Below are 23,750 nucleotides of genomic sequence, written 5' to 3'. Positions count from 1 at the left end.
CCGCAGCGCCGCAGCCGGCGGCGGAGCGGTACCCTGCACCGGGAGCCAGGCCATCGCTGATTTCGGCAGAAAGGTTGTGCGGTGCTCATTGTCACTACCAATGACATTCCCGGTTGGGAGATCCAACGCGTCTGCGGCGAAGTCTTCGGACTCACCGTGCGATCACGAAATGCCTTCTCGCAGATAGGTGCTGGCTTCAAATCGATGTTCGGCGGCGAGTTGCAGGGCATGACCAAGAACCTGGCCGAGAGCCGCAACGAGGCGATGGTCCGGCTGATGAACGAGGCGCGCAACAAGGGCGGTAACGCGATCATCGGAATGCGATTCGACACCACCGAGCTCGGTGACGTGTGGACCGAGATCTGCGCCTACGGCACCGCGGTGCAAGCGGTGCCGGTGACTGAGGCCGCCCGTTACACCGCCACGCAGCTCGGTTACGGCGGCGCGCCGCAGCCCCAGCAGCCCCAGCCCCAGCCCTACGGCGCGGGCTGAGCTGACGAGAATAGCGGTAGGTTCGGCAGGATGATCGTGGGGGCCTTCCTGGCCGAAGCGGCTTCGGCGGTGGACAACAAGCTCAACGTCTCCGGCGGCGTCTTGTTCCGTTACACCCTCGCCGCCGACCGGTTGGCGCAGTTTCTGCTGGTGGTGCTGACGCAGACCGAAACCGGTAACCCGGACCGGCGAGTCGATGTCGAGATCTGGCCCCCCACCGACGAGGAGCCGTTACACCTGCCCTACGAGTTGCCGGAAGCCGCCACCGCCGCCGAGGTCGGCTTCGCGATCTTTGGCATCGAGGTGACTCTGCCGGTCGACGGCCGTTGGGTGATCGTGGTGACCGGTGGTGCCGGAACGATCTCGCTTCCGTTGCTGGTGAGTGGCTAATCGCGGTGGCACGGCCGTGGCGTGCGGCCAAGGCCGTCGGACCTTGCCTACACAGTGCCATGCATGTACACATGCACCGTGGCAACCAAGACGATATCGATCGATCTCGAGGCGTACGAATGTCTTCGGGCTGCCCGGCGTTCGCCAACCGAATCGTTCTCTCAAGTCATCAAGCGTGCGCATTGGCGCAACGAGGCGCCCACGGCCGCGGCGCTTCTGGAGGCACTCGCTGAACTCCCGACGGTGCGCGACGATGTTCTCGCGCGCCTCGACGAAGCGCAGCACACCGACACACCGCCCGAGGACTTGTGGCGATCCGGGTGAGCGTCGACACGACGTTTCTCATCGATCTGCAACGCGAGCGGTCCCGCGTGACGACGACGGCGCCGCGCACCGGTTCCTCAAACGGTCACCGGATGCCGAACTGTTCCTTTCGACGATCGCGCTGGGCGAATTCGCCGAAGGATTCGACCGAGCCGACCACCCTGTGGTTACCGCCATGCGCGAGGGACACACCCTCGTCCCGGTGGATGATCAGATCGCGTTCGTCTACGCGAGGGTGGTGCGGGAGCTGCGTCGCCGGGGCGAGCTGATCGGTACCAATGACGTCTGGATCGGTTGCGCGAGTTTGCAGTTGGGCATACCCGTCGTCACCGCCAACGTCGCCGACTTTCGACGCATCGATGGACTCGGCATCGTGCAGTACCGCTGATGTCTTGTGGTGCACTCGTCCCGATGCCTCCTTGATGCGGTCAGAGCCGGTGGCTTCGGCGTCAATGAAGCTATCCCGCATCGCCTTCAGCCGCTTATCGAGATAGCGCCCCGCAGCCGATAAATCCCTTCATCGGCCAGCCGCAGCAGAAAATCGACCAGCGGATAGGGAACGAGCACGCAAGCGTCCAACACCACCGGGAACGCCGACATTGCTCGTTTTGATCCCTCACTGCGCCTTCAGAATTGCCTCGATTTCGGCAGCGGAGTCTTGGGTCAGCTCGGCTAGCGTTGCGCGCCGGTTGGCCCGTGTCTGGCGCTGATACTCCAGCAGAGCATCCAGGCTGACCTTGCGGTGCCGCCCCGGCTTTTCGAACGGGATACGTCCGCCTTCGAGAAGCTTCACCAGCGTCGGACGGGAGATATTCAGCAGGTCGGCTGCCTCCTGCGTGGTGAGCTTGCGCTGGCGCGGAATGAGCGAGATGCCCTTGCCTTGCGACAGCGCCAGCACCACGTTGTAGAGCGCGTCGCGCACAGAATCGGGAAGGGTAATCGCCCGCCCGTTGCCGCCGCACACGGAAACCTCCGGAGACCCGAGCGCTTCCAGCAGCGGCGCGAGGCCTTCCGGTTCTTGAGGTGGTAGAACGGTCCGTTCTTCAACGGCTACGCCAGCTGTCATAAAGCCAAGTTAAAACGAAAGAAACGAAAAGTCGAGTACCGGCGGTCCGTCGGCGACTTTTTCAGGTCGGCGAAGCTGGCAGCGCGAATAGAACGGAAAAATCCGCGATACGAAAGGCGGTGGTGGAGGGATTGGAACCCTATTCAGCTACCTGGTCAGGGCGTTGAAAACGGCCTGAGCTGCCTAAAGCCATCTGCGTAGTCAATCTAGTTATCTGTAACTGTGCTCAGAATGTGCTCACGGTGTGCTCAGCGCGGGCATCGGCCCAGTGGACCGGCCGGGTGACAGGCCGGGATACCTCTGCGCAAATGCCAACCCGTTGGGCATACTAAATCTCATAAGCGCGATGCCATGCACATCGCACTGTCAGCCCCAGGAGGCGATAACGAGGATGAGCGTCCTCCACACTGGTCGGGTCCGCGCCAACGACAACTCACAGCTGGTAGTCGAGGGCGGCCACCCAGCGGAAGAATTCGTCATGCTCAAAGATGAGCACGGCGGCATCCACCTCATTCCTGCGCACCTCTATGAGGAGATCCGAGAAGAGACGCGGCAACTGACTCTCGCCGTCGACAAGCGTAGGGAGTACCTGCGTGCCGTCCGAGCGAAAATGGCACACAAGGCCGACGAGGGTGACCTGTCCGTGCTGGCGGCCGACGTACGGGCCTTCGATGGCCCCCGTCAACGCGTCAACAAGCGTTTCCACTGAGGTAGATGGCTCAGACACAGACGATCCAGGGCGGTATCTATCTCGTTCCCGACGACAAACTTGTCCTGCTGCCCAGGGTCATTCGGCAGGTTCTTCACGACCACAGGTATTTCGTCGTCTTGAGCGGAGATGCCACCAACAGCCAAGCTGATTGGCCCACGGTATCCGGCTGCCCGATATCGAGCCAGACAACACTCAAGACCCGGTTCGACGTCAAGCTGGCCGCCGGCGAAGGCGGCGTCACGAAGAAATGCTGGGTCCGAATTCCAGCGATTCAGTCGATCGAAAAGACCGACCTGCGGCAGTTCACCGGAACTTTGGATCCTGCGAAACTAGATCAGGTAGATGCGTCCTTGTTCGATTACCTAGGCCAGGTCTGAAGAAACCCGGCCACCGGTTCCTCACCCGAATCTTTTGAGGTTTTGCCGGGACGAGCCCCCACCCCGCAGCAAACGCAGAAATAGCAATTTACCTGCGTAAACAGGTTCAGGGCTATGGCGGTGGCGGAGGGATTTGAACCCTCGGACGGTGTTAGCCGTCACACGCTTTCGAGGCGTGCTCCTTAGGCCGCTCGGACACGCCACCGTCGAGCAGCTTACCGAACCGGGGGCGGGTCACCCCAATCGCTGGCGGGCGAAGAACTCCTCCATGGGTGCGGCGCAGTCCGCGGCGAGCACACCGCCCCGCACCTGCGGGCGATGGTTGAGCCGACGGTCGCGGACCACGTCCCACAACGACCCGACCGCTCCCGTCTTGGGTTCCCAGGCGCCGAACACCAGTCGAGCGACCCGCGCCAGCACCAGCGCACCCGCGCACATCGTGCACGGTTCCACGGTGACCGCCAGCGTCGTCCCCGCCAACCGCCAGCCGTCACCGAGCACCGTGGCCGCCGCGCGCAAGGCGAGGATCTCGGCGTGCGCGGTCGGATCACCCAGCGCCTCACGGGCATTCGCCGCGCGGGACAGTTCTGTTCCGTCGGCACTGACGACGACCGCGCCGATGGGCACGTCGCGCGGACCCGCCGTCGTGGCGACCGCCAATGCGGCACGGATCAGCTCTTCGTCAGTGCTCAGCGACGCGGTCAGCGGTCACCGACCGAGGCGGTCGATCACCGCCGAAAGTTGCTCGGCGAAGCCCATCTCCCGGGCGATGCGCCCGAGCTGCTCATCGGCGTAGAGGTCGGTCTCGTCGAGGATGACTCCGAGCACCGCTTCGGGCAGGCCGATGTCGGCCAGCAGTCCCAGGTCGCCTTCCTCGAATGGCTCGGCATCCTCGAGGTCGTCGGGATCGATCTCGGCGTCCAGGCTGTCCAATGCCTCCGCGGCGATGTCGTAGTCCAGCGCCGCAGTCGCGTCCGACAGCAGCAGACGCGTCCCCGAGGGTGCGGGGCGCAAGATGATGAAGAACTCGTCGTCGATGTCGAGCAGCCCGAACACCGCTCCGGAACTGCGCAGTTCACGCAGTTCCGTCTCTGCGGCCGCCAGGCTGGTCAGCGCCTTCCGACCCATCGCCGCGCAGCGCCATTTGCCCTCTTCACGCACGACGGCAACGCCGAATCCGTCCGGCGCGTCGGCGGACGGGCCCTGCGCGGAGGCCCGTTGTGCTCCCATGGCCGCTTACGCTAGTCGCTGACCAGGCCCGTGACCAGACGACCCCGCTCCGGCACCGACCCGCAACAGCAACTAGGGCTACGCGCGGACCGGACAAGTGTGCCAACCTTGGGACTGTGCAGACGACACCCGTGTGCGTGCTCGGGCTGGGGCTGATAGGCGGCTCGATCATGCGAGCCACGGCAGCGGCCGGCCGCGAGGTTTTCGGCTACAACCGGTCGGTGGAGGGAGCCCACGGCGCCCGGGCCGAAGGATTTGACGCCAGCACCGATCTTTCCGCGACGCTGACTCGGGCCGCGGACATCGAAGCGTTGATCGTGCTGGCGGTTCCCGTGCCGGCTTTGCCCAACATGCTCGCCCATATCAGCGAGTCGGCCCCCAACTGTCCGCTGACCGACGTCACCAGCGTCAAATGCGCGGTGCTCGACGAGGTCGCCGCCGCCGGTCTGCAGGCCCGCTTCGTGGGCGGTCACCCGATGACGGGCACCGCCCACTCGGGCTGGGCCGCCGGCCATGGGGGGCTGTTCACCCGAGCCCCCTGGGTGATCGCCGTGGACGACCACGTCGATCCTCAGGTGTGGTCGATGGTGATGACGTTGGCACTGGACTGCGGAGCCGTGGTGGTCCCCGCCAAATCCAACGAGCACGATGCCGCCGCGGCCGCCATCTCCCACTTACCGCATCTGCTTGCCGAGGCGCTGGCGATCACCGCCGCCGAGGTGCCGCTGGCGTTCGCGCTTGCCGCGGGATCGTTCCGGGACGCCACCCGAGTCGCCGGCACCGCCCCGGATCTGGTGCGCGCGATGTGTGAAGCCAACACCGGCCAGTTGGTGCCGGTCACCGACCGGGTCATCGAGTTGCTGGGCCGCGCCCGTGATTCGCTGGCCGGCCACGGGTCGGTGGCCGACATGGTCGACGCCGGCCACGCCGCACGCACCCGCTACGAGAGCTTCCCGCGCTCCGACATCATCACGGTGGTGATCGGCGCCGAGAGATGGCGCGAGCAACTGGCCGCCGCAGGCCGGGCTGGCGGGGTGATCAGATCCGCTCTGCCAATCCTGGATAGTCCACAATGAATCCCTCGGCGTCGACGGTCACGGTGGTATCGGCGACCGGTGAACGGAGCTTGATCGCGTCCAGACGTCCCTCGCTGGTGTAGCTGACGGTGGCCGCGTCGACGGTCATCTCGGGGACATTGACGTAGACCATCGGCAAGGACACTGACTCGGCCTTCTCGTGGATGCCGAGGCGCCGGATCGGCAGCGCGTTGAAGAACGGACTGAACACCAAGTCGACGTCGAGCGCACCGTTGTAGGCCGCGCGCCGCTCGCCCTGGTGGTCGGTCACCAGCCACATGTTCTCCTCATCACGGGCGATAGCAAGCTGCCGTTCCCGCTCGGCCAGCGTGACGGTCAGCCCGAACCGCTTGGTGGCGCCGGACTCGTCGGTCTGCAAGTCGTAGTAGGCACCGAAGGCCGGATTTGTCGCGGTGGCCGCCGCCACGATGCGGCCGTTGGCCCTGATTCGCTTGCCGGACACCTGGATTCGTACCGATTCCATGCGTGAGACGTCCTGGGCGCGCCAAGTCAACATCGCCGACCAGACGCGCCGGGCCGGATCAGAGGGAGCGGAGTTCACACTCCTACCGTAGGACGTGTCCGTCGGACGTGGCCAAATTGGAGCTAACTGTGACGTCAATTTTGCGATTTGGCCTGCTTACGGGCTTTCTCAGACGATCGGTGCCCGGCGCCGACGCCCATACCGCCAACGCCAGCACCGCGTCCAGGATCAACGCCAGCGCAGCCACCATCACCGCGCCGACCAGGGCGATGTGGAATTGGCGCTCCTTGATCCCGTCGATCAGGTAGCGGCCCAACCCACCCAGACTGGCGTAGGCGGCCACCGTCGCGGTGGCAACCACCTGCAGCGTCGCGCTGCGCAGCCCGCCGAGCAGCAGCGGCATCGCGTTGGGCAGCTCGACCCGCAGCAGCACCCGCGATTCCGTCATCCCCATCGCTCGAGCGGCATCGACGACCAGCGGGTCGACACCGGCGATACCCGCATAGGTGCCGGCCAGCAGCGACGGAATGCCCAGCAGCAGCAGCGCCCCGATCGGCGGGCCGATACCGAGCCCGAAAAGCAGCACGCCCAACAGCAGCACACCCAGCGTCGGCAGCGCGCGCAGCCCGTTGACCACGGCGACCACCAGCACCTGGCCGCGACCGGTGTGCCCGATGACCATTCCGATCGGGACGGCGATGACCACCGCGGCGGTCACGGCCAGCCCGGTGTATTCCAAGTGCTCCACCGTCCGGGCGGCCAGCCCGGCGGGTCCGGTCCAGTTAGCCGCCGTGGAGACGTAGGACCAGGTTTGCCCGAGGAAGTTCATCGCTTTCATCGGGCACCGCCGACGATGGTGGATCTGATCCGGCGGCGGCTATGTGACGCGCGCTCCCACGGTGTGGCCAGCCGGCCGGCCAGGCTGAGCAGCATGTCGATGACGACGGCCAGCGTGAACATCGCGATGATGCCGGCCACGATCTGGTCGCTCTTGTCGGTCTGGTATCCGGCCGTGAACCAGGTGCCCAGGCCGCCGATACCGATAACCGAGCCCACCGAAACCATCGCGATATTGGTCACCACGACCACCCGCAGCCCCGCTACAAGTACCGGGATCGACAGCGGCAGTTCGACTTTGATCATCCGGCGGATCGGCGAGTAGCCGACCGCGACGGCCGCGTCACGCACCGGTGCCGGCACCGCATCCAGCGCCTCGAGCACGGCCCGCACCAACAGCGCCGTCGTATAGGCAGTCAGCGCGACGATGACGTTGGCCTCGTCGAGGATACGCGTTTTGATGATGAGCGGCAGTACCACGAACAGCGCCAGCGACGGGATGGTGAACACGATGCTGGCCGTTGCCGTGGTCAATCGCCGCAGCACCGGCGCGTGCTGCACCGCCAGGCCCAGCGGCACCGCGATCGCCAGCCCGATCAGCACCGGAATCAGCGACAGCCGCAGATGGATCACGGTCAGCACCCAGGCGGTGTCGAGGTGGGTCAGCAGATAACGCACGCCTCAGCCCTGCCGTCGACGTGTCACCGCGGCCAGCACGTCGGCGGCCAGCACTGCGCCGATCACTTTGCCGTCTTCGTCGACGGCGACACCCATCGACGAGGGCGACGACAACGCCGCATCCAGCGCCTGGCTGAGGTTTCCGGCGGGGCGGAACACCGAGCCGACCACGGTCACGGTGTCCGACAACGCAGCGCCGTTTTGGTGGCGCCGCAGGCCGTTGGCGTCGATCCAGCCCAGCGGCGCGTGGCCGTCGTCGACCACCAGCACCCAGCCATCCGGGAGTGGCTTGTCGCGCAGGGTGTTTGCGGTCACGCAGGTGATGTCGTGCAACGGAAGCCCTGCGCCGTCGATGAGCTGCAGCAACCGATAACCGCGGCCGAGGCCGATGAATTTCGACACGAAGTTGTTGGCCGGGCGCGAAAGTAGCTTGGCCGGCTCGTCGCACTGCTGCAGGTGGCCGCCCGGCGCGAACACCGCTACCACGTCGCCGAGCCTGAACGCCTCGTCGATGTCGTGCGTGACGAAAACGACGGTCTTGCGCAATTCGCTTTGCAGACGCAGGATTTCATTCTGTAGGTCGTGGCGGACCACGGGATCGACGGCCGAGAACGGCTCGTCCATCAACAGGATCGGCGGGTCGGCTGCGAGCGCGCGCGCCACTCCGACGCGCTGTTGCTCGCCGCCGGAGAGTTGCGCCGGGTAACGGGTGGCGACCTTGGGACTCAGCCCGACCCGCTCGAGCACCTGGTAGGCGGCTTTGCGGGCGGCCCGGCGCGACTGTCCTTTGAGCACGGGCACCGTCGCGACGTTGTCGATCACCCGTTGGTGCGGCATCAATCCCGCGCTCTGGATGACGTAGCCGATGCCGAGCCGCAACCGCACCGGGTGGACCTTGGATACGTCGGTGCCGTTGACGATGACGGTGCCCGAGGTCGGCTCGACCATCCGGTTGATCATCCGCAGTGCGGTGGTCTTGCCGCAGCCGGAGGGGCCCACGAACACGGTAAGCCTGCCTTGGGGGACTTCGAGGCTCAACTGGTCCAGGGCGGTGGTGCCGTCGGCGTACACTTTGGCGACCTTGTCGAAGCTGATCATTGCTGGATAGGATGGTCGAAGCCGTTGTCGCGCAACCATTTCCGCGCTGCCTGGTCGGGATCTACCCCGTCGTTACCCGATACCGCAGCATTGAGTTCGGTCATGCCTTCGGTCGTCAGCTTCGCCGAGACCGCGTCCAGGACATCCTTGAGGCGATCCGACTTCTTCTGTGAATTGACCAGCGGCACAATGTTGCCGGCCAGAAAGTTGTGCTCCGGGTCCGCCAGGACCACCAGGTTGTTCTGCCGGATCGCCGGCGACGTGCTGAAGACGTTGGCGGCGGTGACGGTTCCGTCGACCAGCGCCCGCACGGTCACCGCGCCGCCGCCGTCGTTGATGGTCGTGAAATTGGCTGGCGCGATGTCGAGTCCGTACTTCTGGCGCAGCCCGGGCAGCCCGGCCGGGCGGGTCTGGAATACCGACGGGGCCGCGAACTTCACCTCGGCAGAATGCGCCGCGAGATCGGCGATGGTCGTCAGGTTCCAGTTGGTGGCGGTCGCCTTGGTGACGGTGACGGTGTCGGTGTCCGACGCCGGTGACGGCGTCAGAATCGACAGGTCACCGGGCAACCGCTTGTAGAGCTCCAATTCGACCGCATCCAGCATGGTCACCGCGGAGTCTGGCTGAAAGTACAGCAGCAGGTTGCCGATGTACTCCGGCACCAGGTCGATGGAATGGTCTTTGAGCGCCGGTATGTAGGTCTCGCGGCTGCCGATACCCAGTCGCCGCCCGACGTCGAAACCGTTGGCCTGCAACGCCTGCGCATAGATTTCCGCGACGATCTCCGACTCCGGGAAGTCGCCGGAGCCGACGACGATCGACTTGATGCTGCCATTTGACGCCCCGAACGGGTCGGCGTTGCCGCACGCCGCCACCGGGCATGCCGTCACCAAGCAGACCGCCGCGGCAAGTGTCGCACGACGCGCGCGCCGCAGCATCCCCATGCCGGTGACCCTATCTTGAGCACGATCGGGGCGCCGCAATCCCGCCTCATGCGCGTTTCCCGCGTAGCTTGGTTTCATTCCGCGCAGGATGGGAAGAAGATGACATTATGACCAGCAACCCCTCAGGCCCGCGTGAACAGCCGCCCTCGGCTCCCAGACCTCGTGTGACTGCCAAGGACCCGGCGTCCACGTTGACCCGGGCCGGCGCCCTGTGGTCGTCGTTGATCGCCGGGTTTTTGATCCTGATCCTGTTGCTGGTCTTCATCGCGCAGAACACCGCCTCCACCCCGTTCACCTTCTTGGGCTGGCACTGGAGCCTGCCGCTGGGGGTGGCGATCCTGCTGGCGGCCGTCGGGGGCGGGTTGCTGACCGTGGCGGTCGGCACCGCGCGGATCATTCAGTTGCGTCGTGTCGCCAAGAAATCCCACACACAGGCATTGCGCTCCGCCGGCCCGCCCACCCGTTGACCGGGTGTCCTGGGCTTTGAGTGTGCGAGCCGGGAGGCAACCCGCGTGACGTCCCGCCGTCGGCTCACAGCCGAAGCCACGCCGCACACTCGACCCGACGGGTCACGACATCGGCTTGGTGATCTCGGCCAGACCGCGGGAGATCAGCGGCGACACGACGTCGGGCGCCTCGTCGACGGAATCGGCTTTGCCGCCGGCAAGCTCCGACATGCGTCTGCGGAAATCGATCCCGGCCGCGATGATGGCCAGCTTGAAGTAGCCCAGCGCCATGTAGAACTCCCAATGCCCCAGCGACATCCCGGAGACCAGCGAATACCGGTCGGCCAACTCGTCGGCCGTCGGCAGCAGCGGCGACGTCCAGGCAGCCTGCGCGTTGACGATCAGATCCAGCGCGGGGTCGCGGTAGACGCACATCAGGGCCGCGTCGGACAGCGGGTCCCCCAGCGTCGACAGCTCCCAGTCCACCACCGCGCGCACCGTCGTCTGGTCATCGGCGTCCAGAATGGTGTTGTCGATCCGGTAGTCACCGTGCACGATCGATGCTCGGCTTTGCTTCGGAATCGCTTGCCGCAGAGCCGAATGCAGTCTGGCGACGTCGTTGTCGCGGCGGTCGTCAGGCAGCCGCACCAGGTCCCACTGGGAGCCCCAGCGGCGCACCTGCCGTTCCAGATAGCCGTCGGGTCTACCGAAATCGCCGAGCCCGACCGCGTTCGGGTCGATGCTGTGCAAGTCGACGAGCACCCGGATCAATGCGTCGACGCAGCGGTCGATGATGCGACTGCCGAGCGCTTCGAGTTGAGCGCGACGGCGCACCACCTGTCCGGCAACGAATTCGACGATCTGAAACGGCGCGCCCAGCACCGAGTCGTCCTCGCACAGGGCGATCGTTCGCGCCACCGGCACCGGTGTGTCCTGCAGTGCGGCGACAACCCGATACTCGCGGGCCATATCGTGGGCCGACGGCGTCAGGCCGTGTAGCGGTGGGCGCCGCACCAGCCAACTCGTCGCGTCATCGTAGACCCGGAATGTGAGGTTGGAGCGGCCGCCGGAGATCAGCTCACCGCGTAACTCACCGTCGCGCTCGACGCCGAGCGAACGCAGATATCCGTCGAGTGCGGCCAGGTCGAGGCCGTCGAGTCCGTGAACCGAAGTCACCGAACTTGTTTACCACCGTCGGCGGCCAGGCTCTGCACGGCCCGCGTCGTCGCCGAGCAGACGCTGATTGCCCGGCTCCTCCTCAGGCCGTTCCACGGCCCGCATCGTCGCCGAGCAGACGCCGGTTCCGGGGCAATAGGTCCCACACATGTTCGGTCGCATTGACCGTCACCACCGTCGCCTGACCAGACCGGGAGAACAACAGCCGCGTCACCGAGGCGTAGTCGATGGGAAACGACAACAGGCGCGCCGTCCCCAGGATCTCGTGCAGCACCACGTTGATCACCCCGCCGTGGCTGAAAGCCGCGACGGTCTCGTCCGGGTCGGCGGAGACGACGACGTTGTCGACGGCCGCGCGGACCCGCGCGCGGAAGGCATCCTCGTCGACGACGCTGGGTAGCTGCCCCTGAGCCATCCGCGCCCATTCCTGCGGATTTTCTTCACGGATCTGCTCGACGGGGATGTACACCGGAAGGTCGCGGTCATATTCGGCGAATCGGTCGTCGATGTCGACCGACAGGTCAAGCGCCGCCGCGACCGGTTCGGCGGTCCGGATGGCGCGTCGCTGCGGGCTGCTCACCACCCGCGAGATGGGGAATTTGGCCAGCGCCTCGGGTAGCCGCGCGACCTGGGCTATGCCGGTGTCCGACAGGTCCGGATCTGAACCCTCGCCGTGTTCGCTGCGCAGCGGCAAAGCATGACGGACCAGAAGCAGTTGCATGGGGCCAAGCCTTACACGCGGCTTGCCCGGCGCTACCATGCCGCTTGAGAATGGAATTCTCCGAACCGAGAGCGGGTGTGCAGCCAATGACGACTGCCAGCGGAACGCAGCTGGACGCCGGCGTCATCGGTCGTTGGCTCGATGCGAACGGCGCACCGGGCGGCGGTGCGTGGCCGGAACTCGAGCAGCTGAGCGGCGGATCCCAGAACACGCTGTACCTGATTCGGCGCGCCGATCAACGCATGGTGCTGCGGATGCCCGGCCCCCGGGCGGACGCGGCCCGGGTCGACGGGTTGCTGCGGGAAATCCGGCTGGCGCGGGCGTTGTCGGGCACCGATGTGCCGCACGCTGAGCTCATTGCGGCCGATGAGACCGGCTCGGTGCTGGGCATGCCGTTCTACGTGATGGCGGCGATCGACGGGTGGAGCCCGATGGACCGCGGGTGGCAGGCGCCGTTCGACACCGACCCGGACGCCCGGCGCGGGCTGGCGTTCCAGCTCGTCGAGGGCGCCGCCAAGCTGGGCAGGGTGGAGTGGCGAGCGCAGGGCCTCGACGGGTTCGGCCGTCCGGAGGGTTTCCATGAACGGCAGGTCGATCGCTGGCTGCGCTTCCTGGCCGTTTTTCAGGTGCGCGAATTACCCGGCCTGCAGGAGGCCGCCGACTGGCTGCGCCGCAACCGCCCCGCGCACTACAGGCCGGGCGTCATGCACGGCGACTATCAATTCGCCAACGTCATGTTCGCGCACGGGGCGCCGGCCCGGCTGGCCGCGATCGTGGACTGGGAGATGGCGACGGTGGGCGATCCGCTGCTGGACCTGGCGTGGGCGCTACTGGGCTATGACGGCGAGGAGCCGCGCGCCGATGGGTTCTATCTCGACATGCGCGGCATGCCCAGACGCAGCGAGCTGCTGGCGCACTATGAGGCGATCAGCGGGCTGTCCACCGAGAACATCGACTACTACCTGGTGCTGGCCAACTGGAAACTGGGCATCGTGCTGGAGAAGACCTACGCGGCCGCGGTTCGGCCGGGACCCCATGAGGTGGACCCGAAGATCACCGAAACCTTCGCGACGATGGTCCCCCAGCTCATCGCCACCGCGGCCGAGCTCGCTAAGGCTCGCTGAAATGGGTTATGCGGACCGGCTTTTCGATCTCACCGACCAGGTGGTGCTGATCACCGGCGGCAGCCGCGGATTGGGCCGCGAAATGGCTTTCGCGCTCGCCCGCTGCGGCGCCGACGTGCTGATTGCCAGCCGCAACCTGGACAACTGCGTGGCCACCGCCACCGAGATCGAAGCCGAGACCGGGCGCGCCGCGATGGCTTACCAGGTGCACATAGGACGCTGGGACCAGCTCGACGGGCTGGTCGAGGCGGCCTACGACCGGTTCGGCAAGGTCGACACGCTGATCAACAATGCCGGCATGTCACCGCTGTACGACAAGCTCACCGACGTCACCGAGAAGCTATTCGACGCCGTCGTCAACCTCAACCTCAAAGGGCCGTTCCGGTTGTCGGCACTGGTAGGCGAACGGATGGTGGCGGCCGGGCGCGGGTCGATCATCAACGTCAGCTCCACCGGGTCGCTGCGGCCGGGCGCGGACATCATCCCCTACGCCGCGGCGAAGGCAGGACTCAATGCGATGACGGAAGGTCTCGCCCGGGCGTTCGGGCCTTCGGTGCGGGTCAACACACTGATGGCCGGACCGTTTCTGACCGATATCAGCAAGGCCTGGAACCTGGAGCAGGCAACCCAGAATCCGTTCGGGCACCTTTCGTTGCGCAGGGCCGGAAATCCGTCCGAAATCGTCGGCGCCGCACTGTTTCTCGCCTCCGACGCATCCAGCTTCACCACCGGCTCGATTGTCCGGGCCGACGGCGGAATCCCCTGAAAGATAGGAGCACTCACGTGCCTTGGGACTTCTCCACCGAACCCGAATTCGAGAAGAAGCTCGACTGGATCCGCGGATTCGTGCGCGACGAGGTGGAACCTCTCGAAGTGCTGTTCCCGGGCTGCGAGTTCCTGCCACTCGACGACCAACGCCGGCGGATCGTCGATCCGCTCAAGCAGCAGGTTCGCGACCAGGGCTTGTGGGCACCGCATTTGAGTCCAGAACTGGGCGGGCAGGGCTTCGGCGCGGTGAAGCTGACGCTGATCAACGAGATCCTGGGCCGCAGCCCGTGGGCGCCGATCGTGTTCGGCACCCAGGCACCCGACACCGGCAACGCCGAAATCATTGCGCGCTTCGGTACCCAGGAGCAGAAGGACCGCTACCTGCAGGGCCTGCTGTCCGGTGAGATCTTCTCCTGCTTCTCGATGACCGAACCGCAAGGCGGCGCCGACCCGCGGGTGTTCACCACCCGTGCCGTCCGCGACGGTGGCGGTTGGGTGATCACCGGGCGAAAGTACTTCTCGTCCAATGCATCCGTCGCGTCATTCTTCATCGTGGTCGCTATCACCGATCCCGACGTGCCCGTGCATCGCGGCGCCTCGACATTCCTGGTCCCGGCCGGAGCCGCAGGGCTGACCATCGAGGCCAACCACCACCTGGTCGGCGCCCACCCGCACGAACCCGGACATTCGCTGGTGCGCTACGACGGCGTGCGGGTGGGACCGGACGCGCTGCTGGGCGAGCCCGGACAGGGCTTCATGATTCTGCAGACCCGGCTGGCCGGTGGCCGGTTGCATCACGCGATGCGCTCGATCGGGATGGCGCAACGCGCCATCGAGATGATGTCCCGACGGGCGAAAAGCCGCTTCACCCAGGGTAGTTCGTTGGCCGACAAGCAGCTGGTGCAAGCGTTCATCGCCGACTCCTACACCGAGCTGATGCCCTTCCGGCTGGCGGTGCTGCATGCGGCCTGGCTGATCGACACCGCCGGCGAGCATGCGGCGCGAGCCGAGATCGGTGCCTGCAAGATCCTCGCGTCGCAAGTACTCAAATCGATTGGGCTGCGCGCCATCCAGGTGCACGGCGCGCTGGGCACCACCGATCAGCTGCCGCTGGTCAACGTGCTGCTCGGCGGGGTGGCGCTCGGCCTGGCCGACGGACCCACCGAGGCGCACAAGGTCAACCTGGCCCGGCTGCTGCTGAAGAACTACGACGCCGAAGACGCCGAGCGGCCCAGCGAGATGCTGGACGTCCGCCGTGAGGCCGCCCGCGCCAAGTACGGCGACCTCGTGGATCGTGTTCCGGCCCTTCCCTCTTCGTCGTGACCGGAGCCGGTTGATGCGTGCGGTCGTGTGCCGTGCGTACGGCCCGCCCGAGGACTTGGTTGTCTGCGAGCTTCCCGACCCGGTCCCGGGGCCTGGCCAGCTCCTGCTGCGGGTGCGCGCCGCGGCGGTCAACTTTCCCGACGTGCTATTGATCGCCGGCAAGTACCAGATTCAGATCCCGGTGCCGTTCACGCCGGGCAGCGAACTCGCCGGCGAGGTGCTGACCGCCGGCGCGGACACGCCGTTCCGGCCGGGCCAACGGGTGTTCGGGACCACGGCCGTCGGAGCATTCGCCGAGCGGGCGCTGCTGGATGCGTCGTCGGCAACGCTCGTTCCCGACGATGCCGACTTGGCTTCGGCCGCCGCCTTCGGGGTCACCTACCGAACCACGTATCACGCGTTGCGCTCGGTTGGGCAAGTGTCGCAAGGCGATTGGGTGGTGGTATTGGGCGCCGCGGGCGGTGTGGGTCTTGCCGCCGTCGATCTGGCGGTCGCCATGGGTGCCCGCGTGCTGGCGGCGGCCTCGAGCGCGGAGAAGCTGGAGCTGTGTGCACAGCGGGGCGCGCAGGCAACGGTCGATTACGACCGCGAGGACCTGAAAGCCCGCATCCGAGAGCTCACCGACGACAACGCGCGCGTGGTGATCGACCCGGTCGGGGGCCGGTACTCGGAGCCGGCATTGCGTGGCCTGGCCCGCGGCGGGACTTTCATCACCCTCGGCTACGCGGCCGGCACCATCCCGGCGATCCCGCTCAACCTCGTTCTGCTCAAGGGCATCGCCGTGCGCGGCATGGAGATTCGCACCTTTGCCAGTGACCACCCCGCCGATGCCATCCGTGACCTCGGTGAGTTGGCGCAGCTGTTCGCCGCCGGCACGGTCCGGCCCCACATCGGCGCGCGGTTTCCGTTGGCCGACACCGCTGCGGCCCTGCGCTATGTGGCCGAGCGCAAGGTCCTGGGCAAGGTGGTCATCGACGTCGCCTGATCTCGCGGTTTTCACCTGTGCCCCAAGCGTTTCGGTGGCCAAGTATGGTCGGATCTACCCGCCCCACTCGGAAATTCAAGGTGACCACGAATGCTGCTGGTCAACGGTGTCTTCTTGCGCAGCCTTGGATGCCTGGCTCTGTTTTCGGCACACCTTGGCGTGTTTTTCGGCACGCCGATGCCGCATCGTGCTCAAACCTCTTGTGGTGGCAGGCGTTCGGGAGATGCCTCACGTGCTCACCGAATCGGCTGTCATGCCGCCGTATCGAGTGTGCAGTGACGGCTTTGACTGTGTATGTAGGGCGGGAGTTTGACGATCGGACCGGTCGGGTGGCCGGACAGTCCGCGCCACAAGCGCACACTCGACACCGCCAGCGGCCGGTCAGGCACGGGCTAGGGCGTGACGATGTTGAAAGCCGGGTTGGGCCGATCGAGGACACTCAGGAAGGTCTGCAGCACCGTCTCGTCTCCGTATACCTCGAAACCCGGTGAACTGGTGTCGCCCAGCGCCGCGGTAACCAGCCGCACCTTGTCGCCTACGGCCACGGTCGCGTTCGCCGTCGCTGGGTCGGCCGGGACCTTGCGATGGATCAGCACACCGTTGCGCAGGGTCAACCGATAATTCTCCGCCGGCTCGGTGAAGCTGAAGTCGATCGCGAGGTCCAGGTCCCACGCCCGTGGGCCGTTGATGCTGATGGCCACGACATCGAAGATCTGGTCCAGGGTCAGCTGGTCGAAGAACGTCGGCGACGGCGCCTGCCCCGACGTGCCGAGGTTGCCGTCCCGTAGCTCCGTCGCCCCGGACAGGAAGAAGTTGCGCCACGTCGCATTCTCCGCGCCGTAGGCAAGCTGTTCCAAGGTGTCGGCGTAGAGGTGTCGGGCTGCGGCATGGTTACTGTCGGTGAACACTGCATGATCTAGAAGCATTGCCGCCCAGCGGAAGTCACCGTCAGCAATGGCTTTACCGGCCAGCTCGACGACCCGATCGATGCCGCCCATCGCCTCGACGTAACGGGGAGCGATGGCTTCCGGCGGGTAGGGCCACAATCGTCCGGGGTTGCCGTCGAACCAGCCCATGTAGCGCTGGTAGATTGCCTTCACATTGTGGCTGACCGACCCGTAGTAGCCATGGGTATGCCATGCCCGCTCCAGCGCCGGCGGCATTTGGAACATTTCGGCGATCTCGACACCGGTGTACCCCTGGTTCAGCAGCCGCAGCGTCTGGTCGTGCAGATAGGAATACATGTCGCGTTGCTGCGACAAGTACTCAACGATGTTGTCGTGCCCCCAAGTTGGCCAGTGGTGTGAGGCGAACACGACGTCGGCGCGATCAGCGAAGGTCTCGATCGCCTCGGTGAGATACCCCGACCAGGCACGCGGATCGCGCACCAGCGCCCCGCGCAACGTCAGTAGGTTGTGCAGGTTGTGGGTGGCGTTCTCGGCCATGCACAGCGCGCGGAAGCGCGGGAAGTAGAAGTGCATTTCGGCGGGGGCTTCGCTGCCCGGGGCCATCTGGAATTCGATCTCCACCCCGTCGATGGTGTGTATCTCGCCGGTCTGCCTGATGTCGACGGTCGGCACGATGAGCGACACCTCACCGGTCGAAAGTGTCTGTCCCAGACCGCAGCCCACCTGCCCCTGAGGGCCGCGCGGCAAGTAGGAGCCGTACATGTAACCGGCGCGACGCATCATGGCGCCGCCGGCGTAGATGTTCTCCTGGACGGCATGCGCCGTGAAACCTTCCGGGGCCAGCACCGTGACCTTGCCGGTGTCGACGTCGGCCTGTGACGTGACGCCCAGCACGCCCCCGAAATGATCGACGTGGCTGTGGGTGTAGATCACCGCGACGACGGGGCGGTCACCGCCGCGGTGGGTGCGATACAAATCCAGCGCCGCAGCGGCGACCTCGGTGGAGACCAGCGGATCGATGACGATGATGCCGGTATCGCCTTCGACGAAGCTGATATTCGAAATATCGAAGCCCCGGACCTGGTAGATACCGGGCACCACTTCGAACAAGCCTTGTTTGGCGGCCAGTCTCGATTGCCGCCATAGGCTGGGATGCACCGATGTCGGCGCGGGTCCGCTCAGGAATGAATACGCGTCGTTGTCCCAAACCACGCGGCCGTCGGCCGACTTGATCACGCACGGGGACAATGCCGCAATGAATCCGCGATCGGCATTGTCGAAGTCGGTCGGGTCATCGCTCGGCGGAACATATTCGCGATGGGCGGACTCGATGGCCGCGGAAGGGGGTTTGGCGTTCACCGGCAATACATTGCCATTAACGCGACGGTCCCCGGAAGGTCCTCTTAAGTGACTAACAGGAAATATAGAGGATAGAAATAGTTGCTTAGGACCCTAGACCTTTGTTCGGTTAACTTGCATACTGCCGGGGCGGTCCTCAAAGCCAGTGGATCGCTACGACGGCAAAGGAGCACAGGTGAAGCGTGGACTGGCTGTAGCGGTAGCCGGAGCGGCGATTCTGGCCGCGGGCCTTTCCGGATGTTCGAGCAACAAATCGACCAGCGGTGGTGGAAGCTCGAGCAGCGGCGCCACGTCGGCAAGCGCCGGTGGGGCCTCGGGAACAAAGGTCATCATCGACGGTCAGGACCAGCACGTGACCGGCTCGGTCGTCTGCACGACGGCGGCCGGCAACGTCAACATCGCGATCGGTGGGGCAGCCACCGGCATCGCTGCCGTGCTCACCGACGCCAACCCACCCGAGGTGAAGTCGGTCGGCCTGGGCAACGTCAACGGCGTGACCCTCGGATACACCTCCGGCACCGGCCAGGGCAAGGCCGAGGCGAGCAAGAGCGGCAGCACCTACAAGATCACTGGCACGGCGACCGGCGTCGACATGGCCAACCCGATGCAGCCCGTGAACAAGCCGTTCGAAATCGACGTCACCTGCCCCTAGCAGCCCGGCCAGCCAAGCGCGATTCAACCGTGTGACGATGCGGGCGGTTGCCACTCGTCGAGTGGCAACCGCACCGCGAACTCGGTATGCCCAGGCGAGCTGTTGACGGTGATGGTTCCGTTGTGGGCCTTGACAACGGCCGACACGATCGCCAGACCCAACCCGGTGCTGCCGCCCTTGCGGGAGCGAGAGGTATCCCCGCGAGCGAACCGCTCGAATACCTCCGACTGCAGTCCTGCCGGAATGCCCGGGCCGTTGTCGACCACCTGCAGCAGGGCGCGCGCCGATTCGACACTCAACCGGGTCGTCACCACCGTGCCGGGGCCGGTGTGGATGCGGGCGTTGGCAAGCAGGTTGGCTACTACCTGATGCAATCGCGCGGCATCACCGGTGACCACCACCGGCTCCGGCGGCAAGTCCAGCTCCCACTTGTGATCCGGGCCCGCGATGTGTGCGTCGCTGACCGCGTCAACCGCCAGGCGGGACAGGTCCACCGGTTCGCGTTCCAGCGGCCGTCCGGAATCCAGGCGGGCCAGTAGCAACAGGTCCTCGACGAGGCGGGTGATCCGCTCGGTCTCCGAAGCCACCCGGGTCATGGCATGAGCCACCGCGGCACGGTCGTCGCTCATGCGTTGCGCGAGTTCGGTGTAGCCGCGAATCGCGGCCAGCGGGGTGCGCAGCTCGTGACTGGCGTCGGCGACGAACTGGCGCACCCGGGTTTCGCTGGCCTGCCGCGTCGACAGCGCGGCCGCGATGTGGTCGAGCATCCGGTTCAGGGCCGACCCGAGTTGACCCACCTCGGTGTAGGGGTTCGCGTCGGTGTCGGACACCCGGACCGGCAATGCGACTTCGCCCCGGTCCAAGGGCAAATCGACGACTTCGGTTGCGGTGTGGGCGACGCGCCGCAGCGGCGCCAGCGCCCGCCGGATGATCATCGCCCCGGCGGTGGTCGCGGCGAGCAGCGCGACCGCGGTGACGATCCCGAACATGATCAGCATCCGCAACATCGTGGCGTCGATACCCGACATCGACAGGCCGGTGACGATGACGTCGGTGCGGTTTCGACTGGTGGCCGCAACGACACGGTAGCGACCCAGACCGTCCAGGTTCAGGGTCACCGGCGCGCGGCTGCCGGCGATTGCGGCCAGCTGCGCCTGGGCCTTGTCGCTCAACGCGGCCCGGGCGCCACTGCCGGTCAGATAGCCGGCGTCGATCGTCTTGCCGTTGCTGACCACCGCCGCGACCATGCCGGCCGGCTGACCGGGCGCGTCGAGAAACCTGGGGCCGGGGCCGGTCCGCACGTAGCGCGGTTCGTGCCGGTGCGACGGCTCGGGGTACAGCAACGCCGAGCGGTAGGAGGCCCCGCTGAGCTGGCCGTCGAGCTGCTTCACCAGATGGTGGCGCAGGGCCAGTTCGGTTGCCGCGGTGATTCCGATACAGACCAGCACCAGAACCACGACCTGTCCGACCAGCAGTCGCAGGCGCAATGACCAGGTCCGCGGAACGTTAACGGGCCGGCTTGAGGACATAGCCTGCGCCGCGCAGCGTGTGGATCATGGGTGCGCGTCCGTTGTCGATCTTTTTGCGCAGGTAGGAAATGTACAACTCGACGATGTTGGACCGGCCGCCGAAATCGTAGCTCCATACCCGGTCCAGAATCTGGGCCTTGCTCAGCACCCGCTTGGAGTTGCGCATCATGAAGCGCAGCAGCTCGAACTCGGTGGAGGTCAACGAGATCGGTTCGCCGGCGCGGGCCACCTCGTGACTGTCCTCGTCGAGCACCAGATCTCCGACCACGAGCTGGGCACCGCTGTCGACGGTGGTGACGCCGGTGCGCCGCAGCAGCGCGCGCAGCCGCAGCACGACCTCCTCGATGCTGAACGGTTTGGTGACGTAGTCGTCGCCGCCTGCGGTCAGCCCGGCGATGCGGTCTTCCACCGCATCTTTGGCCGTCAACAGCAGCACCGGCAGGCGAGGGTTCTCCCGGCGCAATTTGTGCAGTACCTCCAAGCCGCTCATGTCGGGCAGCATCACGTCGAGTACGACGACGTCGGGCCGCGCGGCGCGGGCCGCTACGATCGCCGACGCGCCGTCTTGCGCCGTGGTGATATTCCAGCCCTCATAGCGCAACGCCATCGAAACCATTTCGGCGAGAACGGGTTCGTCATCAACGACCAGCACACTGATCGGTTGTCCGTCGGCGCGGGACATGACGACTCGCCCGGGCGGAGTTCGCGGGCTCGTCACGGTTCCCAGTATCCGCACCGGACTAGGCCGACGCTATGCCGTTGCTATGCGCAAGCTGTGAAAAGTCGCGTGGTCACTGTGGGCACAGGCGGGCCACGCGAGCTTGGGCGCCGAGCGCTAGTACCAGTACCGCCGGCCGGCGACCGGGCGACCCATGGAGCCCAGGGCCCAAAGCACGGCTCCGATCACCAGCAAGATGATCCCGAGCACCGTCAGCAAATGGATGCCGAACACGAATCCGAGAATGAGCAAGATGGCACCGACGACGATCATGGCGACTTCCTTTACATTGAGGGGAGGTGATCGACCAGCTGCATTGAGCTGGGCTGCGGCAAACGGCAATTTGTTACTTTCGGGTTCACACCGAAGTAATTCAACGGTCCCGCGATCACCGTCACCGCAACGGTTCCCGCTGAAGCGCAACTTGTTTGCTCACCCTTGAAGTAGCCTCGCTGCCACGTCGCGAAGACTCCGATGAGTAACCACACGAGCACAATCGCCCCGACGACTCCGCGCCCACGCATGGTGACCTCCATTGTGTTTCGAGAAAAATCCCGCAGCACCTGAGATACCCGTTGCACCCATGTTCAAACATGGTGCCGAGGCGAACCCGAGGCGAATTAGCGGTCAGAATTTCCGCGGGTTGGCAAACTACCGGTTTTGGGCGGCGAGCCATCGTGCGGCGCGCCTCTTCGAAGCCCGTGACAGCCACGCGTCCTGGATCAGTTCGGCCAGTTCCGTGGTCCCGATTTCCGCCAATCGGCTAGCCCGCACGAGCACCGACATATGTCCGTCGAAGTGCGGGGTGGTGAAAAACGGTGACGCGGGATCCTGGGTCAGGGCCAGCTTGTCGGCCTCGGACTCCACCCACAGCATGATGACGTCGGTGTAGCGCTCACCGGTGTCCGGGTCGGTCGCGTCCGGTCGCGGGGTGCGAAAGTACACGAACGACTTGCCGCCCACCTGGTAGATGGGGTTGCCCTGCGGCCCGGCCACGCGGTTGACGTGTGGCATCGACGCGGCGATCCGGTGCACGTCGTCAACCGTGGCGGGTCGGTCAGCCATGACCGGGACAATACCCGCCCGATACCCGGGAACCGGGTCTGTACCATGGGCGACAAACCTTGCGGTAAAAGGGGATTGGGGGCCGTGCCCGATACATTGTTCGCCGACGTATCCGAATATCAAGTGCCCGTTGATGACTCATATCCCTATCGAGTGCTTTCCATTCGGGTTTCCGACGGCACCTATCGCGATCACAACTTTGCGCGCAACTACACGTGGATGCGGGCCGCATTGGACAGCAGGCGTTTGGAATTCGGGATCGTCTACACCTACGTCCGTCCGAATTGGCTGGCCAACGCCAATACCGTGCGCACCATGATCGACACCGGAGGCGGCTTGCACCGGCGGGTGGCATTGATGCTCGACGTCGAATCGGGCGGAAACCCGCCGGGCGACGGGTCGGCGTGGATCAACCAGTTGTATTGGAACCTGGCCGATTACGCCGGTTCGCCCAGGCGAATCATTGGCTATGCCAACGCATATGACTTCTGGAATATGTGGCGGGTGCGTCCACCGGGCCTGCGGGTGATCGCGGCCGGATATGGCTCCAATCCCCACCTTCCCGGCCAGGTCGCCCACCAGTACACCGACGGCTCGGGTTACAGCCCGAATCTGCCGCAGGGGGCACCGCCGTTCGGCCGGTGCGACATGAACTCTGCCGACGGACTGACACCACGGCAATTCGCCGCCGCCTGCGGCATTACAGGGAACGGAGGACCGTTGATGGCGCTCACCGACGAGGAACAGGCCGAGCTGTTGACCAAAGTCCGCGAGATCTGGGACCAACTGCGCGGGCCCGACGGCGCCGGCTGGCCACAACTCGGGCAGAACAGCCAAGGCCAGAACCTCACCCCCGTCGACGCGATCGTGGCAATCAAGGACGACGTGGAAGGCATGCTGGCAGAGTAGGCTGCGGCCCTGACTGCCGGGCTGAAAGCTGTTGCGCGGGAATAGGGTTTAACTCCCGCATATCCGTTCTTCGTTGAACAATTAAAGAGCTTTCGGTAATACGGTGACTCTTGGTCATAGAGAAAGGCCGGTGTGGTTGAGAAAGGCGAAACACAGGTCGTAGTTGGAGCCGATGCGGTTGAGTCCGGATTCGGCTGCGGCGTGGGCGTCGTCGATTGTGTCGGGGCACAGGTTGGCCAGTTCGACGGTTTTGAGGTTGCCCCATACCATTTCGATGGGGTTGAGGTCGTGGGCGTAGCCCGGTAGCCGTTCGACGGTGAGCCAGTGGCGTTGCTGTTGGAGCCATGCGGTCATGGCTT

Annotated in this window: 32 protein-coding genes and 1 tRNA gene; 14 read left to right on the top strand and 19 right to left on the bottom strand. The window is 65.6% G+C overall.

Annotation, left to right across the window (positions count from 1 at the left end):
- The first annotated feature begins 81 nt into the window (after positions 1–81).
- From CDN38_RS14755 to CDN38_RS32420, 4 genes are all read left to right on the top strand, one after another.
- Positions 82–492 (top strand): YbjQ family protein, encoded by a 411-nt coding sequence (locus CDN38_RS14755; RefSeq protein ID WP_075509769.1) that lies wholly within the window; start codon positions 82–84, stop codon positions 490–492.
- A gap of 30 nt (positions 493–522) precedes the next feature.
- Complete coding sequence (locus tag CDN38_RS14750; RefSeq protein ID WP_075509768.1) at positions 523–882, top strand: hypothetical protein; 360 nt, start codon at positions 523–525, stop codon at positions 880–882.
- A 63-nt stretch (positions 883–945) separates the two neighbouring features.
- Positions 946–1,206, top strand: coding sequence for an antitoxin VapB family protein (locus CDN38_RS14745; protein WP_244307468.1), 261 nt, complete (start codon positions 946–948; stop codon positions 1,204–1,206).
- Positions 1,136–1,594 carry a type II toxin-antitoxin system VapC family toxin gene (locus CDN38_RS32420; protein WP_332909386.1) on the top strand — a complete coding sequence of 153 codons (459 nt, stop codon included), beginning with the start codon at positions 1,136–1,138 and terminating at the stop codon, positions 1,592–1,594. Before CDN38_RS14745 ends, CDN38_RS32420 begins: the two co-directional genes overlap by 71 nt.
- Positions 1,595–1,680: 86 nt before the next feature.
- Here CDN38_RS32420 and CDN38_RS31840 read toward each other — a convergent pair whose 3' ends face one another.
- Together CDN38_RS31840 and CDN38_RS14730 are read right to left on the bottom strand one after the other, a co-directional pair.
- Entirely contained in the window at positions 1,681–1,806 is a 126-nt protein-coding gene (locus tag CDN38_RS31840; RefSeq protein ID WP_267888225.1) for a hypothetical protein, read from the bottom strand.
- 16 nt (positions 1,807–1,822) lie between these two features.
- The gene (locus CDN38_RS14730) at positions 1,823–2,272 is read right to left on the bottom strand and encodes a helix-turn-helix domain-containing protein (RefSeq protein ID WP_075509766.1); all 450 of its coding nucleotides are present in this window, start codon (positions 2,270–2,272) and stop codon (positions 1,823–1,825) included.
- A 391-nt stretch (positions 2,273–2,663) separates the two neighbouring features.
- On the opposite strand from CDN38_RS14730, the gene CDN38_RS28980 reads away from it, so the two are divergent.
- Both CDN38_RS28980 and CDN38_RS14720 read left to right on the top strand, forming a co-directional pair.
- Complete coding sequence (locus CDN38_RS28980; RefSeq protein ID WP_142361285.1) at positions 2,664–2,981, top strand: hypothetical protein; 318 nt, start codon at positions 2,664–2,666, stop codon at positions 2,979–2,981.
- A 5-nt stretch (positions 2,982–2,986) separates the two neighbouring features.
- Complete coding sequence (locus CDN38_RS14720; RefSeq protein WP_075509764.1) at positions 2,987–3,361, top strand: type II toxin-antitoxin system PemK/MazF family toxin; 375 nt, start codon at positions 2,987–2,989, stop codon at positions 3,359–3,361.
- 115 nt (positions 3,362–3,476) lie between these two features.
- Here CDN38_RS14720 and CDN38_RS14715 read toward each other — a convergent pair.
- The 3 genes from CDN38_RS14715 to CDN38_RS14705 form a co-directional block, all read right to left on the bottom strand.
- Positions 3,477–3,566, bottom strand: a tRNA-Ser gene (locus tag CDN38_RS14715).
- Between the two features lie 29 nt (positions 3,567–3,595).
- On the bottom strand, positions 3,596–4,054 hold the full coding sequence (locus CDN38_RS14710) for a nucleoside deaminase (RefSeq protein ID WP_075509763.1): 459 nt from the start codon (positions 4,052–4,054) through the stop codon (positions 3,596–3,598).
- Positions 4,055–4,069: 15 nt separating this feature from the next.
- On the bottom strand, positions 4,070–4,591 hold the full coding sequence (locus CDN38_RS14705) for a tRNA adenosine deaminase-associated protein (protein ID WP_075509762.1): 522 nt from the start codon (positions 4,589–4,591) through the stop codon (positions 4,070–4,072).
- A gap of 131 nt (positions 4,592–4,722) precedes the next feature.
- On the opposite strand from CDN38_RS14705, the gene CDN38_RS14700 reads away from it, so the two are divergent.
- On the top strand, positions 4,723–5,667 hold the full coding sequence (locus tag CDN38_RS14700; protein ID WP_075509761.1) for a prephenate dehydrogenase: 945 nt from the start codon (positions 4,723–4,725) through the stop codon (positions 5,665–5,667).
- Here CDN38_RS14700 and CDN38_RS14695 read toward each other — a convergent pair.
- Genes CDN38_RS14695 through CDN38_RS14675 form a run of 5 tightly spaced genes read right to left on the bottom strand, consistent with a single transcriptional unit; the run spans position 5,630 to position 9,708 of the window.
- Positions 5,630–6,229: a putative glycolipid-binding domain-containing protein gene (locus tag CDN38_RS14695; RefSeq protein WP_075509760.1), complete on the bottom strand. Its 600-nt coding sequence runs from the start codon at positions 6,227–6,229 to the stop codon at positions 5,630–5,632. The genes CDN38_RS14700 and CDN38_RS14695 overlap by 38 nt on opposite strands.
- 4 nt (positions 6,230–6,233) lie before the next feature.
- A complete protein-coding gene (locus CDN38_RS14690; RefSeq protein WP_075509829.1) occupies positions 6,234–6,980 on the bottom strand; it encodes an ABC transporter permease in 747 nt (248 codons plus the stop codon).
- A 5-nt stretch (positions 6,981–6,985) separates the two neighbouring features.
- On the bottom strand, positions 6,986–7,666 hold the full coding sequence (locus tag CDN38_RS14685) for an ABC transporter permease (RefSeq protein ID WP_075509759.1): 681 nt from the start codon (positions 7,664–7,666) through the stop codon (positions 6,986–6,988).
- A 3-nt stretch (positions 7,667–7,669) separates the two neighbouring features.
- A complete protein-coding gene (locus CDN38_RS14680) occupies positions 7,670–8,764 on the bottom strand; it encodes an ABC transporter ATP-binding protein (RefSeq protein ID WP_075509758.1) in 1,095 nt (364 codons plus the stop codon).
- Positions 8,761–9,708, bottom strand: coding sequence for an ABC transporter substrate-binding protein (locus tag CDN38_RS14675; RefSeq protein WP_075509757.1), 948 nt, complete (start codon positions 9,706–9,708; stop codon positions 8,761–8,763). Before CDN38_RS14675 ends, CDN38_RS14680 begins: the two co-directional genes overlap by 4 nt.
- Before the next feature lie 107 nt (positions 9,709–9,815).
- Between CDN38_RS14675 and CDN38_RS14670 the strand changes: the two genes are divergently transcribed.
- Positions 9,816–10,175, top strand: a complete 360-nt coding sequence (locus CDN38_RS14670; protein WP_075509756.1) for a LapA family protein — start codon at positions 9,816–9,818, stop codon at positions 10,173–10,175.
- 102 nt (positions 10,176–10,277) lie between these two features.
- Here CDN38_RS14670 and CDN38_RS14665 read toward each other — a convergent pair whose 3' ends face one another.
- Together CDN38_RS14665 and CDN38_RS14660 are read right to left on the bottom strand one after the other, a co-directional pair.
- On the bottom strand, positions 10,278–11,330 hold the full coding sequence (locus CDN38_RS14665; protein ID WP_075509755.1) for a phosphotransferase family protein: 1,053 nt from the start codon (positions 11,328–11,330) through the stop codon (positions 10,278–10,280).
- 82 nt (positions 11,331–11,412) lie between these two features.
- Complete coding sequence (locus CDN38_RS14660; RefSeq protein ID WP_075509754.1) at positions 11,413–12,051, bottom strand: histidine phosphatase family protein; 639 nt, start codon at positions 12,049–12,051, stop codon at positions 11,413–11,415.
- 86 nt (positions 12,052–12,137) lie between these two features.
- Between CDN38_RS14660 and CDN38_RS14655 the strand changes: the two genes are divergently transcribed.
- From CDN38_RS14655 to CDN38_RS14640, 4 genes are read left to right on the top strand one after another with little or no spacing between them, the layout of a single operon-like run.
- Entirely contained in the window at positions 12,138–13,175 is a 1,038-nt protein-coding gene (locus tag CDN38_RS14655; protein WP_075509753.1) for a phosphotransferase family protein, read from the top strand.
- Between the two features lies 1 nt (position 13,176).
- Complete coding sequence (locus CDN38_RS14650; RefSeq protein WP_075509752.1) at positions 13,177–13,941, top strand: SDR family NAD(P)-dependent oxidoreductase; 765 nt, start codon at positions 13,177–13,179, stop codon at positions 13,939–13,941.
- A 17-nt stretch (positions 13,942–13,958) separates the two neighbouring features.
- The gene (locus tag CDN38_RS14645) at positions 13,959–15,266 is read left to right on the top strand and encodes an acyl-CoA dehydrogenase family protein (protein ID WP_075509751.1); all 1,308 of its coding nucleotides are present in this window, start codon (positions 13,959–13,961) and stop codon (positions 15,264–15,266) included.
- Positions 15,267–15,279: 13 nt separating this feature from the next.
- Positions 15,280–16,251: an NADPH:quinone oxidoreductase family protein gene (locus tag CDN38_RS14640; protein ID WP_036419126.1), complete on the top strand. Its 972-nt coding sequence runs from the start codon at positions 15,280–15,282 to the stop codon at positions 16,249–16,251.
- Positions 16,252–16,643: 392 nt separating this feature from the next.
- On the opposite strand, the gene CDN38_RS14635 is transcribed toward CDN38_RS14640, so the two are convergent.
- The gene (locus CDN38_RS14635) at positions 16,644–18,524 is read right to left on the bottom strand and encodes an alkyl/aryl-sulfatase (RefSeq protein WP_075509750.1); all 1,881 of its coding nucleotides are present in this window, start codon (positions 18,522–18,524) and stop codon (positions 16,644–16,646) included.
- Between the two features lie 169 nt (positions 18,525–18,693).
- On the opposite strand from CDN38_RS14635, the gene CDN38_RS14630 reads away from it, so the two are divergent.
- A complete protein-coding gene (locus CDN38_RS14630; protein WP_075509828.1) occupies positions 18,694–19,170 on the top strand; it encodes a lipoprotein LpqH in 477 nt (158 codons plus the stop codon).
- A gap of 23 nt (positions 19,171–19,193) precedes the next feature.
- On the opposite strand, the gene CDN38_RS14625 is transcribed toward CDN38_RS14630, so the two are convergent.
- From CDN38_RS14625 to CDN38_RS14605, 5 genes are all read right to left on the bottom strand, one after another.
- The gene (locus tag CDN38_RS14625) at positions 19,194–20,699 is read right to left on the bottom strand and encodes a sensor histidine kinase (protein WP_075509749.1); all 1,506 of its coding nucleotides are present in this window, start codon (positions 20,697–20,699) and stop codon (positions 19,194–19,196) included.
- The gene (locus tag CDN38_RS14620) at positions 20,677–21,381 is read right to left on the bottom strand and encodes a response regulator transcription factor (RefSeq protein ID WP_075509748.1); all 705 of its coding nucleotides are present in this window, start codon (positions 21,379–21,381) and stop codon (positions 20,677–20,679) included. Before CDN38_RS14620 ends, CDN38_RS14625 begins: the two co-directional genes overlap by 23 nt.
- Positions 21,382–21,534: 153 nt before the next feature.
- The gene (locus tag CDN38_RS29460) at positions 21,535–21,690 is read right to left on the bottom strand and encodes a DUF6131 family protein (RefSeq protein WP_023368814.1); all 156 of its coding nucleotides are present in this window, start codon (positions 21,688–21,690) and stop codon (positions 21,535–21,537) included.
- Between the two features lie 11 nt (positions 21,691–21,701).
- The gene (locus CDN38_RS14610; RefSeq protein ID WP_082276359.1) at positions 21,702–21,953 is read right to left on the bottom strand and encodes a hypothetical protein; all 252 of its coding nucleotides are present in this window, start codon (positions 21,951–21,953) and stop codon (positions 21,702–21,704) included.
- 115 nt (positions 21,954–22,068) lie between these two features.
- Complete coding sequence (locus tag CDN38_RS14605) at positions 22,069–22,482, bottom strand: MmcQ/YjbR family DNA-binding protein (RefSeq protein WP_075509747.1); 414 nt, start codon at positions 22,480–22,482, stop codon at positions 22,069–22,071.
- Between the two features lie 84 nt (positions 22,483–22,566).
- Here CDN38_RS14605 and CDN38_RS14600 point away from each other — a divergent pair, with 84 nt between their 5' ends.
- On the top strand, positions 22,567–23,391 hold the full coding sequence (locus CDN38_RS14600; protein ID WP_075509746.1) for a glycoside hydrolase family 25 domain-containing protein: 825 nt from the start codon (positions 22,567–22,569) through the stop codon (positions 23,389–23,391).
- 114 nt (positions 23,392–23,505) lie between these two features.
- Here the strand turns inward: CDN38_RS14600 and CDN38_RS14595 are convergent.
- Positions 23,506–23,750, bottom strand: a 245-nt coding sequence (locus tag CDN38_RS14595) for a transposase (protein WP_180276330.1), incomplete at its 5' end; no start/stop codon positions are given.

It is taken from the genome of Mycobacterium ostraviense, from assembly GCF_002705925.1.
In the GTDB taxonomy this organism is placed as follows: domain Bacteria; phylum Actinomycetota; class Actinomycetes; order Mycobacteriales; family Mycobacteriaceae; genus Mycobacterium; species Mycobacterium ostraviense.
The sequence above is the reverse complement of the archived record's forward strand: the minus strand, read 5'-3'. Positions and strand labels throughout refer to the sequence as shown.